The sequence below is a fragment of the Bradyrhizobium nanningense genome (genome assembly GCF_004114535.1).
In the GTDB taxonomy this organism is placed as follows: Bacteria; Pseudomonadota; Alphaproteobacteria; order Rhizobiales; family Xanthobacteraceae; genus Bradyrhizobium; species Bradyrhizobium nanningense.
Window position 1 is genome coordinate 124,122 of record NZ_LBJC01000016.1, and the last position, 14,653, is coordinate 138,774.

At 59.5% G+C, this 14,653-nt stretch carries 12 protein-coding genes and 4 pseudogenes; 10 read left to right on the forward strand and 6 right to left on the reverse strand.

The genetic code is table 11. The features are described 5' to 3' along the window. The first annotated feature begins 86 nt into the window (after positions 1–86). Both XH84_RS10990 and XH84_RS10995 read left to right on the forward strand, forming a co-directional pair. Positions 87–929, forward strand: coding sequence for a sugar phosphate isomerase/epimerase family protein (locus XH84_RS10990; RefSeq protein ID WP_128948263.1), 843 nt, complete (start codon positions 87–89; stop codon positions 927–929). A 208-nt stretch (positions 930–1,137) separates the two neighbouring features. Then, positions 1,138–2,430: an NAD(P)/FAD-dependent oxidoreductase gene (locus XH84_RS10995; protein WP_128948264.1), complete on the forward strand. Its 1,293-nt coding sequence runs from the start codon at positions 1,138–1,140 to the stop codon at positions 2,428–2,430. Positions 2,431–2,524: 94 nt separating this feature from the next. On the opposite strand, the gene XH84_RS11000 is transcribed toward XH84_RS10995, so the two are convergent. After that, positions 2,525–2,824, reverse strand: a complete 300-nt coding sequence (locus XH84_RS11000; RefSeq protein WP_128948265.1) for a hypothetical protein — start codon at positions 2,822–2,824, stop codon at positions 2,525–2,527. Positions 2,825–2,935: 111 nt separating this feature from the next. On the opposite strand from XH84_RS11000, the pseudogene XH84_RS41850 reads away from it, so the two are divergent. Further along, positions 2,936–3,016: pseudogene (locus XH84_RS41850) on the forward strand (IS3 family transposase); the annotation flags it as partial. Positions 3,017–3,063: 47 nt separating this feature from the next. Continuing rightward, a pseudogene (locus XH84_RS40685) lies at positions 3,064–3,209 on the forward strand (IS5/IS1182 family transposase); the annotation flags it as partial. Positions 3,210–3,788: 579 nt separating this feature from the next. On the opposite strand, the gene XH84_RS11015 reads toward XH84_RS40685, so the two are convergent. The 3 genes from XH84_RS11015 to XH84_RS40690 form a co-directional block, all read right to left on the reverse strand. Then, positions 3,789–4,853 carry an ABC transporter substrate-binding protein gene (locus tag XH84_RS11015; RefSeq protein ID WP_128948266.1) on the reverse strand — a complete coding sequence of 355 codons (1,065 nt, stop codon included), beginning with the start codon at positions 4,851–4,853 and terminating at the stop codon, positions 3,789–3,791. A gap of 86 nt (positions 4,854–4,939) precedes the next feature. Continuing rightward, the gene (locus XH84_RS11020) at positions 4,940–5,551 is read right to left on the reverse strand and encodes an ABC transporter ATP-binding protein (protein ID WP_245471691.1); all 612 of its coding nucleotides are present in this window, start codon (positions 5,549–5,551) and stop codon (positions 4,940–4,942) included. Beyond that, positions 5,472–5,762, reverse strand: a complete 291-nt coding sequence (locus tag XH84_RS40690; RefSeq protein WP_245471698.1) for a hypothetical protein — start codon at positions 5,760–5,762, stop codon at positions 5,472–5,474. Before XH84_RS40690 ends, XH84_RS11020 begins: the two co-directional genes overlap by 80 nt. Positions 5,763–6,893: 1,131 nt before the next feature. Between XH84_RS40690 and XH84_RS11025 the strand changes: the two genes are divergently transcribed. The 6 genes and pseudogenes from XH84_RS11025 to XH84_RS40355 form a co-directional block, all read left to right on the forward strand. After that, the gene (locus XH84_RS11025) at positions 6,894–8,492 is read left to right on the forward strand and encodes a GMC family oxidoreductase (RefSeq protein WP_128948267.1); all 1,599 of its coding nucleotides are present in this window, start codon (positions 6,894–6,896) and stop codon (positions 8,490–8,492) included. Between the two features lie 517 nt (positions 8,493–9,009). Then, positions 9,010–9,770, forward strand: a pseudogene (locus tag XH84_RS11030) (IS5 family transposase). A gap of 929 nt (positions 9,771–10,699) precedes the next feature. Continuing rightward, on the forward strand, positions 10,700–12,334 hold the full coding sequence (locus XH84_RS11035; protein ID WP_128948269.1) for a thiamine pyrophosphate-requiring protein: 1,635 nt from the start codon (positions 10,700–10,702) through the stop codon (positions 12,332–12,334). 576 nt (positions 12,335–12,910) lie between these two features. Next, a complete protein-coding gene (locus XH84_RS41620) occupies positions 12,911–13,075 on the forward strand; it encodes a hypothetical protein (protein ID WP_347338873.1) in 165 nt (54 codons plus the stop codon). Positions 13,076–13,153: 78 nt separating this feature from the next. Next, positions 13,154–13,444, forward strand: coding sequence for a tyrosine-type recombinase/integrase (locus tag XH84_RS41625; protein ID WP_347338874.1), 291 nt, complete (start codon positions 13,154–13,156; stop codon positions 13,442–13,444). Positions 13,445–13,553: 109 nt separating this feature from the next. After that, positions 13,554–13,686, forward strand: a pseudogene (locus XH84_RS40355) (transposase); the annotation flags it as partial. Positions 13,687–13,767: 81 nt separating this feature from the next. Here XH84_RS40355 and XH84_RS40695 read toward each other — a convergent pair. Together XH84_RS40695 and XH84_RS39635 are read right to left on the reverse strand one after the other, a co-directional pair. Beyond that, on the reverse strand, positions 13,768–13,917 hold the full coding sequence (locus XH84_RS40695) for a hypothetical protein (RefSeq protein ID WP_245471692.1): 150 nt from the start codon (positions 13,915–13,917) through the stop codon (positions 13,768–13,770). Positions 13,918–14,350: 433 nt separating this feature from the next. Further along, on the reverse strand, positions 14,351–14,587 hold the full coding sequence (locus XH84_RS39635) for a hypothetical protein (RefSeq protein ID WP_164937361.1): 237 nt from the start codon (positions 14,585–14,587) through the stop codon (positions 14,351–14,353). Positions 14,588–14,653: the final 66 nt, after the last annotated feature.

A 14,653-nucleotide genomic window follows, 5' to 3' on the forward strand; every position in this document is an offset into this window, starting at 1 on the left:
CGAAAGTTGGTGGTCAGTCGCCCACGACGCGATGTTCCTCGCGACCTGCATGGTCATCGCGACCTACGTTGGCGAGGACCTGATCCGTGGCACAGCAACTGCGGATCCTACAGTCGCTCTGGGCCATGGAGCGGCGAGTAGCCGATGAACCGGAGTGGCCGCTTCAAACCCAGCTTGCGATGATCCACGGTGCCGGGTTCGACGGCGCTGGTGTGCGTTTCGTCGATCTTGCGTTCGCGACCGAGGTCACCACTTTCTTGCGGTCGCACGGCATGATCTGGCAGGCACAATGCTATCCGAAGAACGTCGACGACTTGGAACCGGTGCTCGAGATAGTGGCGAGGCTCGGGGCCGATCATGTCAATCTACAGCCGGACGTCCGCCCACAGCGGCTCACAGACTGTATTCCGCTCCTCGAAGGGTGGCGCCGTCTTGCTGAACAGGCCGGCGTGGCGGTGCATGTCGAAACACATCGGGACCGTATGACGACGGACCTGTTCTTCACGTTGCAGCTCCTCGACTGCTTTCCGGACCTACGACTGACAGCAGATCTCTCGCATTATTTGGTCGGCCGAGAATTCGCCTGGCCTGTCGACGACGTCAACCATGCGATGATCCATCGCATTCTCGACAATGCCTGGGGCATGCACGGCCGCATCGCGAGCCGCGAGCAGGTGCAGATCTCGATTAGCTTTCCGCAGCACCAGGGCTTGGTGGAGCTATTCACGCGTTGGTGGGCCTACGGCATCCGCTCCTGGAGGAGGCGCGCCGGGCCGGATGCGATACTGACATTCCTCTGTGAGCTGGGTCCGCCCCCCTACGCCATCACTGGTTCCGACGGCAAAGAACTCTCGGATCGCTGGCACGAGGCCCTGATCATGAAGGACATGATCAGGGAGTTGTGGAACCAGATCGCTGACGAGCCGTGAGGGCAACCGAGCACTGATTGATGGAGGAAGCCAGAAGCAAGAGTCGAATGGTCCTGCGGCGGCAACTCACTTGAGGCAGCAGCTGTTCCATGATTTGGGCCGAGAAGTACCACTCTAGCGAGAATGATCATACGGGAGCAAGCATAAAGCCACTGAGCGTTGCATCGAGCCGAACAACAAAATAGGCCAGCGAGGAGGACAAAAGAAGATGAGCAACGATACGGACCGCGCCGAAGGGGCTACCCTCAGCCGAGCGAGGCCGGAGCGGGTCGTGATAGTTGGCAGTGGACAGGCGGCCGTCGAATTGGCCGCATCAATGCGGCGGCGCAGGTTCGCAGGCTCCCTGGTCCTCGTAGGCGACGAGTCGGATCTGCCCTATCAGAGACCGCCGCTGTCGAAAGACTTCCATCCGGCGAGCAGGGCCGCGATGCCGCTGCGCGCGGAGAGTTTCTACGCCGCCAATTCGATCGAGCTACGCCTCGGCGCGGTTGTCGAGCGCATCGACCGTGACGCACGCGTTGTCGTGTTGACTGACGGCACACTTCTCCCTTACGACCATCTCGTCCTCGCTACGGGTGCGCGGAACCGAGTGCCGGCCATTCCAGGGCTTAATCCCGGCATGGCGTTGGAATTGCGCACGCTTGCGCATGCCCATAGTCTCGCGGCACGGCTTGCCGAACTTCGCCACGTCACCGTCGCCGGCGGCGGCTTCATCGGCCTCGAGGTAGCCTGTCTGCTCCGCGGCCGCGATATTGAGGTCGACGTGATCGAAGCCGCGGACCGGCTGATGGGCCGCGTGCTGTCGCCGGTCATGAGCGATTACTTTCGCCAGTTTCACGCGAAGGCCGGGATCCGCTTATGGTTTAGCAACACTGTCGGCTCGGTCGCCAGGAATGCGGCGCGCCAAGTGGTCATGCTTGCTGACGGCACGACGATCAACACGGACGCGATCTTGATAGCGATTGGCGTGCTGCCCAACGACGCGCTAGCGCGCGCCGCCGGGCTCAAGGTTGATAACGGAATCGTGGTCGATGCGCAGCTGCGCACCAGCGATCCCACAATCTCCGCGATTGGCGACTGCGCCGCTCATCCGAACCCGTTCAGCCGTGGGCTCGTGCGGTTGGAATCTGTGCAGAACGCGATCGACCAGGCGCGCTGCGTCGCGGCGGGCCTGACCGGGGCGCCGGCGCTTTACCGCTGCTTGCCATGGTTCTGGTCCAACCAGGGTAGCGTCCGCCTGCAGATTGCCGGACTGGCCGCTGATACTGACGAGCCGGTAGTGCGTGGCGATCCGAAGAGCGGTGCATTCTCGGTTTTCCTCTACAGGGGAGAGCGACTGGTAGCGGTAGAGAGCGTGAACAAGCCTAGCGATCACATGGCTGCGCGGGGCATCCTGTCGGCCGGGCTGTCGGTGCCAAGGTCAATGGCCGCCGATACCCGCGCAGACCTCAAGGGGGTCGCCGGTGAAGCTGCGCTGGTCCAAGCCACTTCCGTTGTCTGACCAAGGCACTTAGCGGCAGGATGTTGGAGCTTGCCGTATGCGCCCCCGTGGGGCGACTTCCTACTCGGTAGAGATATGATTGATAGTAAGTCGATCAGCTACCGTGTTGCGACCCGTGGATCGAGAACGCACCCTGAATTGCTTGGGGGTGGCCGAGTTCCTCCGCGACCGCGTGCACCGCCTTGCCGGCAGTTGACGGCTCACCATCGGTGAGATCGCGTCCAAAGTGACCCTGGAGAAGCTTGCCGACCCAGGCAAGCGGCGGGATCTCTTCTTCGATCGCCGCACGGATCAGATTCGGGGGCGGTCCGGTCGGAAGACGACCAGAAAGGCTTGAAGGGTAGTTGACCGCGGCCGTGGTGAACTGTCGGTTCGTCGGCAATGCCAGCTGCACGGAATCGCCCGCTCTGGAATCTATAGGCTGCGACCTGCCGAATGATGATGACGATCCGGGTTGTTGCGGCGCATCGACGAGCTGTTCGCCACCTAGCGGTTTCTCGGCTCCCGGCGGATAATGGCGGTGCTGCGGGCGGAGGGCCGTGCGGTCAACCGCAAGCGGGTGCTGCGGCTGACGCGCAAAAATGGCGATTGCGGCGCTCGTGCCGAAGCCGCGCACTATGAAGCGGGCACGCGCGCTTCCTCGCCGACGAGAGATATCCCGGCCACAACGCGCCGCCCGAATACAAGTTCGTGGTCTTCATCTCCGGTCAGAAGTGAGGAGTGACGCCTAAAATCAACGTAAACTACGCCGCAAATCGGCCGTCGAACCTGTGATCGGCCTGCGCCATTTCTTATCGCTCTCATCCCGGTGCTGCCGCACGTTCCGGGCTGAATTAGCACTCTTCGCGGACGGCTTGATTACGTATACGGCGACCGAGCGTAGTTAGAAGGCAGTCTTGTCGCCCCCGGATTCATGCTCAGGCGCGGCCCTCTGACGCAATTTACCTCCGCGCAGGTGAGACTCAGGCAGCAGCGGTCCAGGACGGATCCGTCTACGCCCAGGCCTGCTTTAGGTCTCCAGCGAGGCGGCATAAACCATCCTTGGGCAGGTCCTTTCCGTCCCAACCACTTAGCACTTTCATGGTTCGCGGCATGAGCACCAGCAGCCCGAACATCATCAGGCCGATCGGCAAACAAGTCTATCAGGATAAACAGCAGGAAGGAGAGGCAGGACGCGGGCGAAAGCCCTCAGCTTCCGCTCGCGCTCGCGCTCGGTCCGCTGCAGCTTGTCCGCAGCGGCACGCCTCCGAGATTGCGATCGATTTGGACGGCCATCGTCGTCATCGAGCCCTCTCTCAGTTCGTTTCTCGGGTCGTCCATGGGGAGAACGAAAGTCCTCCCCCTCGTTTTCTGGAGGGTTACTTCGCAAGCCAAGCAGTAAAGCGCTGGCGCAGCTGGTCGCCCTTCTCAATCCAGAAGACGACGTCAAAATCGATCGCTTGGGCCGCATGCTCCGGTGCAGTCGGAAGATCGGGTAGGATCGCCGGATCCACTAGTTTTACAGCATTCTTGTTACCGGAACCGTAAGAGATGTAGCGCGTCAGTTCGGCTTGAGACTGAGCCGAAGCGGCGAAAGCAATAAACTTATATGCCTCGTCCCGTCGCGGAGTGCTCTTCGGAATTGCCCAAAAATTCATTATCGGCACTTGGGCATCCCACATGATCTCGAAATGCTTGCCGGAGTTTTTGACAGCATCATAAATGCGGCCATTCCACGCCGAGGTCATGACGACCTGGCCGTCGGCCAGTAGCTGCGGTGGCTGCGCGCCGCTTGTCCACCAGATTACGTCCCTCTTAATCGTGTCGAGCTTTCTGAGGGCGCGCTCCACGCCTTCAGGCGTCTTGAGGACATTGTAGACGTCCTTTTTGGACACGCCATCGGCGATCAGTGCCCACTCGAAATTACTGTAGGGGTCCTTGTACAGTCCGCGCTTACCGGGGAATTTCTGCAGGTCGAATAGGTCGGCAATAGTTTTGGGGCCATTCGGCAGCTTGTCCTTGTCATAAGCGACAACTGCCGCGCCTACGTGACTCGGCACCCCGCAATCATACTTGCCGTCTCCCAAGAACTTAGCGCGGTCAAGACCCAGTTTATTCCAATCGAGAGTTTCGAGGATCCCCGCGTCGCATAGCCTTACGGCCGCTGATTGATTGATGTCGACGACATCCCAACTGACCGTGTTCGTCTCGACCATGGCGCGGATCTTGTCGACCTCATAATTGTATTCGTCTTCAGTGATCTTGATCCCGCTCGTTTTCGAGAAAGGCTCGAACAGGGCCTTGCGCTGGGCAGCCTGGAGGGCTCCGCCTCCAGCGATAATCGTGAGCTGATCGCCTGCGAAAGCAGGTTTCAGGGGGATCAATACGCTCACCGCCAGGCCGGCTAGGGCCAACCCACTTGCGGTCACCAATGACTTCCTCATCGTCCATTCTCCCTTCTATGCCCCAGGATGGAGGCGGGTCGCCGAAGATGTGTCCTAATTTGCTCACGGCAAGGCGCGGATCGTTGTCATGGCGCATTAAGCACCCGACAATCCTCCGTTCTCCAACCAATGGTGATCTCTGCGCCGGGCTCAACCTTCGCCACCGTTTCCGAATTAGGCAGCGTGACCACAAAGTCATCATGGCCGCACACTGAGACGCGGGTGCGTGCATGATCACCAAAATAAATGAGCTCTGTGACCCGCGCATCGAACACATCGAGTAGCGAGCCCGGCGTCGTGAGCTTCACCCGCTCCGGCCGCAACGACTGCACGGCCGGCAGGCCGACCGCCTCTACGTTGATCGCTAGCGCCTGCACATTGGCGGCGCCGGGAAGCTCCACCTCGCAGGTCGTGCCGTTTATTGCGACGACTTTGCCCTGCAACCGGTTGTTTTCGCCGACAAAGTGGGCGACGAACGCGTTCTGCGGCTGCTCGTAGAGTTCGGCGGGAGCGGCGAGTTGCTGGATCACGCCGTCGTTGAAAACCGCTATCCGGTTAGAAACGGTCAACGCCTCGCCCTGATCATGTGTCACATAGACTACCATCACGCCGAGATTCTCATGGATATGCTTGATCTCGAGCTGCATCTGCTCGCGCAACTGCTCGTCGAGCGCGCCGAGGCGGACGATCTCGAGCACCCGCTTGATCCTGACATCCCGGATTTGCCAATGCGAGATTCTCCACTACGGTAATATGCGGAAACAATGCGTAGTTTCCGATATCGCGCTTGTGCGGCAGCATCTTATCAATCGAGCGCCCCACCAACAGGATCGAGCCATGCATGGGCACTTCGAAGCCCGCGAGCATCGTCAGCGTGGTCATCTTTCCCGAGGCGGAAGCACCGAGCATCGTTAGAAACTCTTCCTGGACGGTACCCAAGTTGAGATTCTTTTGGGCGCCTGCTGCAGACTCACTGTTTCCTCAACCTACACTTTTGACTTGCGGCTGATGACGATATCGGACCACAGGGCCGGTTTTCATCAATCTCGGCCTTCGTATAGCCGAAATTGTGCATCGAAACCGGTAGTATCGAATATCTTTGTCAGCCGGGCGCAAAACGTTGGAGAGAACAACCCGAGCACCACGGTTCATAGATATAAGGCCTGAGAAGCTGCGGAGAGATGACGACGAACGACCTGGCGTAGACTGCAGATCGACCGGTATGCGAGTCGGGGCCTTTCGATGGCATTAGACCGTCAAGTACGACGCTGTCGCGCATTCTGAATGCATCGAGAACCGCGTTTTTGCTTATGGTGCACGGTCTCCTGAATCGGCACAGGAATCGCCGACGAAAGATACCAAGCTCATCACAGTCCGCACGCGGTATGGGTTGCGCGCCGATGTACCATCATCCATGATACTTTGATGTAGTCTGTATGAAATGCGTGGTTTGATTTATTCGCAGGCGCGTGAGCGTGCGCGCAGATGAGACAAGCGGCCCTCACAATTTGGATCTAAGAACCGGAAATCGATCCGACAGAAGCAGATGGCGAGTGCGCGGTGAAGATAACTGCAATCACGCCACAACAGTTTCAAGCTTAACCATTCCGAGGGGACACACGTCTCTTTCCTAGCTTTGTGGCCGTCTCGTCCGACCAACCTATCGCCGTCCAATGCAGATCCCGCCGGCGTCGAGAAGCGAAACTGCTGACGTGGACCCGATCCAAGTCATTCAGCAAGTTCCCGCCTAGGCTATTGAAGGCGCCGCTTTCGCGGGGCCCCATCCGCCGGTCAGCTGAAATCCATTGAAGAAAGCCCCGAAGCGCTGGATTTGCGCGTGAGCACGCGGCTCATTGCAGCAAATCAAGCCGGACCTGTGGCTATGATTTCGATCCGTTCCCCAGCGTCTTCAAAAATTCCCCGAGGCGAGTTGGATAGCGCTACTAGGAGCGCCGGCACGAAATACACCGAATACCAACTGATCAATGTTTGCTCTTTGGCTAGAGCCAAGAATAACACTTGCTACAGGAACTTTAACCTATGTTCAAATGGGACTACATCATCGTCGGTGGCGGCTCGGCCGGTTGTGTACTCGCCAATCGCCTGAGTGAAGATGCGCGGGTCAAAGTACTGCTGCTCGAGGCCGGCCCGCGCGACCGGTCGATGTGGATCGATATTCCCGCAGGCTACACCACACGCCAGCTCCGCAAAACCTTCAGTTGGAATTTCCAGATCGGCGGCAATGTGGGCAGCCCGCGCCTGCCATGCGCTAGCGGGCGGGGGCTGGGCGGCTCGAGTTTGATCAACGGTATGCTGTATGTACGCGGGCAGCCGCTCGATTATGACACCTGGAGTCAGTTGGGCAATCGCGGCTGGTCATACGAAGATGTGCTACCATATTTCAAAAAATCGGAGCACTACGAGGGCCGGGGGGATCAGTCGCGCGGTAAAAGCGGGTTCCTTAATGTACGCGACATTAACGAGCACCATTTGCTTGGCGACGCGCTTATCGAAGCCGCCGAGGTCAGCGGCTTCCCGCGCAACCTAGACTACAACAATGGGCAGCAGGCGGGTTTCGGCTACTTTCAGGCGACGATCAAGAACGGTCAGCGCTGGTCCGCGGCTCGCGCTTTCCTGGAGCCGGCCCGCAAGCGGCCCAACCTGCACATCGAGACCAACGCGCTCGTCAGCCGTATCCTGATCGAGGGAAAGCGCGCGGTCGGGGTCACTTATAGGTTGCACGGCGAAACTAGAGAGGCGCGCTGCGGAGGTGAGGTGATCGTTTCTTGCGGCGCTATTCAGTCCCCCGGCGTGCTGGAGCTTTCGGGCATCGGCCAGCCGGAAGTCCTCAAGAAGCTCGGGATCGAGATCTGCCATGAGTTGAAAGGGGTTGGCGAAAACTATGGCAACCATTTCTATGTAAACCTATGCCATCGCATCAACCGGCCGATCACGTTTAACGAGCAGGCCCGTGGCTTGCAGCTTTTGCGTGAAATCATGCGGTACTATGTCAGTGGCACCGGCCTGCTTACTCGGCCAACGGCATTAGTAGCCGGATTTGTGCGCACCCTTCCCAGTCTGCAGACGCCTGACGTGCAGATCCACATGGCGCCCGGGACGAAGGATCCGGCGCGGCCGGGACACCTCGAGAAAGAACCGGGAATGGGCATCGCGATTAACCAGTGTCGGCCCACTTCGCGCGGTTCAATCCATATCAGGTCGGCGATCCCCGGCAGCGAGCCAGCTATTGAGCCGAAATATCTGTCCTCGAAGATGGACTGCGACAGCACGGTCTACGGCTTGCAGATCGCGCGCAAGATTATGCAGAACCCTGTCATCGCCAAATGGGTCTCTTTCGAGATCTGCCCCGGCGATCGGGTGCAGAACTACGAACAATGGCTTGACTACGCTCGACATACCGGGGGGGGCCTCCATCATTTTGTCGGCACTTGTAAGATGGGTAACGATCCTATGGCGGTGGTTGACGACCGCCTGCGTGTGCATGGCCTTGTTGGGTTGCGCGTCATTGATGCCTCTATCATGCCAACCGTGCCTTCCGGCAACACCTACGCGCCGACGATCATGGTCGCCGAAAAAGGAGCAGACATGATCAAGGAAGATGCTCGTGAGCTGCCCTAGGGATTCTATGAGGACAGACACGCCTTCAATTCCATTTCGGATCTCAGGATTTACTAAAAGTAGGGCCTGTCGCCTCAGGTGGTTCGGTCATCCAGGACCTGGCTGAGGGCTGGCGCTCGGCCGTCGCGTCGCGTTAGTCATCAAGGAGATCAACGAGATCATGGAGCGAGATGCGCATTGTCGCCGCCTGATGAGTGTGCTGGGGGTCGGGCCAATCATCTCCACGCGATAATCTCCGCGATCGGAACTGGTGATGCGTTCCAGAAGGACCGCGACCTTGCGGCGGGCTTGGTCTGGTACCGAAACAAATCTCGACCGATGATTGAACCATTCTCGGTCGCACATCGAGACGCGGCAACCGGTCCGATCGGATTAGCACACTGTCCCGCCGAGTTTTGCGAGACGGAAGGGACGAATGGAGAAACGGTTCCACCAACATTTCTGAAACCTAGGGTCTGTACCTAATTAGCGATCTGTGATTGCCTCGCAGCGGGTTGATTCCACGCGGGGGACTTCGATGCGCAAGGGACTGTTCTGGCTCAACGACAAGCAATGGGCTCTGATAGAGCCGCATCTGCCAACGAACCAGACCGGACCGGTGCGCGACGACGATCGACGCGTCATCAGCGGTATCATTCACATGCTTCAGTGCGGCGCACGCTGGCGCGATTGCCCGCCCGACTATGGTCCGTACACGACGATCTACAATCGTTTCAATCGCTGGGCCAAGCGCGGACATTGGCGGGCGATCTTTGAAGCGCTCGCCCGCTGCGGCAAAGACGGCGTGACTTTGTCCATCGACTCCACCACGATCAAAGCGCATCGCTCGGCGAGCGGCGGAAAAGGGGGGAGCATGAACAAGCGATCGGCCGCTCGCGCGGCGGGCGGACCACGAAAATCCACGCGCTGAGCGACCCTGACTGCAGACCTTGCGCATTTCATCTCACTCCAGGCCAGGACGCTGATATTGCCGCAGCGCCAGCCCTTTTGGAACTCGCGCCACCCATGTCTGCCCTCATTGGCGACAAAGGGTACGACGGCGACGGCTTTCGAGCCGAAATCGTCGATCGTGGTGCCAAGCCCGTCATTCCAAACAAATCCAACAGGGTCACTCTCCACAGCTTCAGCAAACGCGCCTACAAGGGGCGCAACGTCATCGAGCGCTGTTTCTGCCGCCTCAAGGATTTCAGGCGTGTCGCAACTCGCTACGACAAACTAGCCAGGAACTTCTTGGCTGCCGTCCATCTCGCCGCCATCGTTGCCTATTGGATCATTTGAGTCCCAGCCCTAGTTCGCCCCTTCGCCCACTTGAGGCCGGCGAGTTATCGAGGACGGAAGTGGGGGGATATCCATAATGGCTCGGGGCGACATCCTTAAATCGAAGCCGGATAGATTGGCGCAAACCGCTTATGCCTTTGTTGATTCCTCTTGCAACGCCGGCGTGGTCCATAGATCGCGGTCAAGGTGTCCGTCGCCACCACGCTTGCGGCAGCCTAGCTGATCCCGGACCTGCAGACGCTGATCGCTAACATCATCGGCCGCCTTGTTCTCGACAAAGGGCTATCGTGGTCACAATGCACCGCGAGCATAGAATCATTGATGATGGCGATGAAGCTATCATCGCAGCATGCGCGTCTGATTGCGATGAACCGCAGGAGTGGCTTTTACTGCGGTAGAGGCCGGACGCGTTTGATCTGCGGCCGCGCCGGACGCCGGCGACTGCCGCCCGCGAGCAGCGGCATGCGTCATCGTCGAGCCTCGAAATCGAGACTGCCGCGCGCATTTTGCAGAATTTCGATCGTTCTTAGCTGATTTTTGCAGCCTTTAGGCGTCGGTACATCTTACACGTTTGCCTTATCTAGGAGAGCTTGGAGCGCACCACCTCACTCCTGACAGAACAAGGTTGTAAGATGCTTTGCAGGTCCGAAATGAACCAAAGCATCCTCGATCTTGCGAGGTTCTGCGCAGGGAAGGGAAGCGCCTTCGCGGTCACACGTGCGGCGGTCAGTTGCCTCATAGGCAGGGTTGCCGGAGATCACATGGCAGGATTCGGGTGACGGTAGCTTGCATGTGGGCCAGCGCCGCCGAGGACGACTTTCCCCGCAAACATTGTGGGCAACTGTCCACCATCGTGGACGGTCGGCAAGGGGCGGTCACCGGGTACAACAGGCCGAAGCATATTCGGCTGATTTGGGGAACAGACGATCATGAAACTGGGTGAAGCGATTGCGGAAATTCTCAAGCGCGAAGGCATCGAAATTCTATGCGGCTATCCGGTTAATCACCTGATCGAATATGCCGCAAGAGCCGACATTCGACCTGTCATGGTGCGCCAGGAGCGCGTTGGCGTTCACATGGCGGATGCGATCTCTCGGGTGACCTCCGGGGACAAGATCGGCGTCTTCTGCATGCAGCACGGCCCTGGCGCAGAGAACGCCATGGGTGGCGTAGCACAATGTTTCGGCGAGTCCGTCCCCGTTCTCGTACTGCCGATGGGCTATCCGCGTCGGATCGCCAATATCGAGCCGAATTTCAATTCCAGCCAGACGATGCGGCCTTTCTCGAAATCAGCCGAGCCGATCACGCTGGCTGCAGAAGTCGCCAATATCTTCCGCCGCGCCTTCACCAAATTGAGGAACGGTCGCGGCGGGCCGGTTGTGGTCGAGATCCCCACGGACATGTGGAATGAGGAGGTGCCAGAACCCTTGAACTACACGCCCGTGTTGCGAACGCGCTTTGGCGCGGATCCAGCTCACATCAGGGAAGCAGCAGAGCTTCTCATCGGCGCCAAGCGGCCGGTGATCTATGCCGGCCAAGGCGTGCATTACGCCCGTGCTTGGCCGCATTTGAAGCGGCTCGCCGAGCGGCTTGCTATTCCTGTGGCCACTAGCCTGGGCGGCAAATCGGCCTTTCCCGAAACGCATCCGCTCTCCCTCGGCTCCGGCGGGCTCGCGTGGCCGCGCGCCGTATCGAAATTTCTGGCCGAAGCGGACGTCATCTTCGGCATCGGCTGCTCCTTCACCGAAACTGATTTCGCCGTCCCTATGCCGAAGGGCAAGACCGTTATCCACTCGACGATCGATCCTAACCATCTCAACAAGGACGTCGAAGCGAAAATCGGCCTCGTCGGCGACGCTGGTCTCGTGCTCGATGCGCTCTTGGCGGAGGTCGGCAAGAGCGTCGCATCTGATCGCGACGCGCGAGGGTTGGCGGAGGAAATTGCGACCTCGCAGAAAGAGTGGCTCGCAAAGTGGATGCCGAAGCTCACAAGCAATGACGCTCCGCTCAGCCCTTATCGCGTACTATGGGATCTTCAGCACACAGTTGACATTAAGAACACTATCATCACGCATGATGCGGGCAGCCCCCGTGACCAGCTCACGCCATTCTGGAAGTCAGTCGAGCCGCTGTCCTATCTCGGCTGGGGCAAGACGACTCAACTCGGCTACGGCTTGGGGCTCGCAATGGGCGCGAAGCTCGCAAGTCCGGACAAGCTCTGCATCAATGTTTGGGGTGATGCGGCCATCGGATTTACCGGAATGGACTTCGAGACGGCTGTGCGGGAAAGGATTCCAATTCTATCGATCCTGCTGAACAACTTTTCCATGGCGATCGAGCTAAAGATCATGCCGGTCGCGACGGAAAAATATCGGTCGACCGACATTTCCGGCGATTATGCCGCGATGGCACGTGCCTTCGGTGGCTATGGCGAGCGTATAACGAGGCCTGAAGATATCGTGCCCGCGATCAAGCGCGGTATCCAGAAGACGCAGGCCGGCATTCCGGCGCTGCTCGAATTCATTACCTGCAAGGAGACCGAGATCTCGCGCCCCGGGACCTGAGGCGTGACTTTCTCGCCCTCTCCGGGGACGCTGTTCGGCATGGACCGCATTCCCGAGCTGATTGAACGAAGCCGCTGGCGCGGCAATTGAGGAGAGATCGCAAGAGCAGGCTCCTGTCTGAAAGGATTGCGGGTTTTCGAATCCCAGTTCTTCAGACAGGAGTTTTTCAATGGCTGAGATTAGCCCTCTTCGCCGCCGCATGATTGAGGACATGACGGTCCCGCAATCTGTCGCTGGCGACGCAGTGATCCGACCTTGCCGTGGTGTCGGGTTGAGCGGGTAAATTTAGGTCGGTCGCCCGATTGTCTTGAGCTGGAGAATATCCGCACTTTCCAGGTCCACCTGGTGGCGATGGGGATGTCCCGGCGGGCGCTCAATTTTAATTGTGTGGCGCTGCGGCTTTTTCTACGGCGTGACGCTCGGCCATGACGGGATTTCAGAGCGCATCAGCTATGCGCCAGCCGAGCAAGCTGCCGGTGGTGCTGAGCGCCGAAGAGGTCGCGCATTTCCTGGAGTGAACTCCAAGCCTGAAGAGCCGGCACCGCGCTGACGACGATCTATGCCGCCGGACTGCGCATGGCGGAGGTGGTTCTGTTTGAGGATTGCGGAATCGACGGCCAGCGGATGGTGATCCGCGTTGCGCGAGGCAACGGCGGCAAGCACCGTTACTTCATTCTCTACGCACGGTTGTTGCGATTTGCCATTGGCCCGGCAACAGCGCTGGATGTTCCCCGGCCGTGATGAGGACCGGCCGCTCGATCCCACCGTATTGCACGCCGCCCGCCGTTCGACCCAGTTGGTGGCCGGCCTGCGCAAAAGGTGACCGTCCACACGCTGCGGCACAACTTCGCGACGCATCTCCTGGAGAACAGGGCCGACGTGCGCATCATCCAAGTGCTGCTCGGCCATGCCAGCTTGGCCACGGCGCGCTACACCCAAGTCGCCAACGTCCGGCTTCGTGTCGTGCCGCCGCAGCCGAGCACGCGCCATGGCTGCCGTTCTGAGGTGGCGGACGTCTTCCGCCGGCCCAAAGCGTTCGGCAGGCCCGCGCGGGGCATCTCGGCCGCGTCGAGCGGCGCGCAAGGGGCGCCACCACGGCGTAACCTGTAGGATGCATTCGAGGCTTGCAGGCTGCGCTTCTTCGGCAACCTCGCGGGCATGGCCGAGCCCACGGCCTTCGCCGCCAGACCCGACCGACTCAGGCGCATCGAATGGGTCCTATGCCAAACCACCGTTCGGGGGCCCTGCACAGGCGCTGGCCTATCTCGGCCGCTACACCCATCGCGTCGCCATCCAATAGCCGGCTAACCTCGCTCTCCGACGGCAAGGTCCGCTTCACCTGGAAAAGGAACATCGCCCAGGACAGCAATTCGTTAGGCTCAATAAAATGATGCGTATACGCCCCGTCGGCAGAGGGCGGTCGGGATACTCCGTCAGGTTTTGCGGATGCGACGCAGCCGCGCCGACCGCCGCCGCTCGACTGTGGTAAGCATTGCGATAGAGAACAGGATCAGCACGGTTTCAGCGGCAGTGATGGTCGAACTGATCTCCTCGCGGATGCCCGAAAACATGACCTTCGGCAAGGTGCGCTGCTCGGCGCTAGCGACGAAAAGGGCGACTGTCGAAGGAGACTAGAAAACCGGAGATCACGCCCGGAAGTATGAGCGGTAGGGTAATCTTGAAGAAGACCGCGATCGGCCGCCTCGACCCTGCTGCTAGGTTTTCCCCTTGACGTAACTGCTCACGATACTGCCACCAGAGTCTAGCAATCTGCTGATGATCATCGTCGTGCTGCCATTTGGGGAGTCGATATTAGTTCGTACCACCGCCTGGGTTGTGCTCCGCACGGACTCGTCACGGAATGTTGATGGCCTTGCATGTCATATCGGAACCGGCCGAGCTTATCTTCAACCGGGTCGGGACGATCGTGGCCATAACTTATATTATTACCCTTCACGCTGATGCCGATCTTCAGCATTGGGAAGACGATCTCCGACCTTCGTCCGGGCCGCCCGCTCACTCGGCGCTGGCCCATTCTACGCCTTCTGGAAGGTCTACTTCCCCCAGCCGCGTGCGGCGATCCCCGGCGGGGTCTGCGGTCACGCCGATGCTGATGCCAAGCGTGCGCAGAAACAGGTCGCGGAAGATCGCGTTTTCTGGCGGCGAGGCGATGATCTGGCCATCGGGGCCATACTGGTAATCAACTGAACGCAGCAGCGAAAACGCTGTATAGCCCGAGCTTCTGCGCTCCACCAGGGTCCAGACGTCGTGCCGCCCCAGAGCTAGGGGCTGGCGGAAAGCATGCTGGCGTTGCGGGCG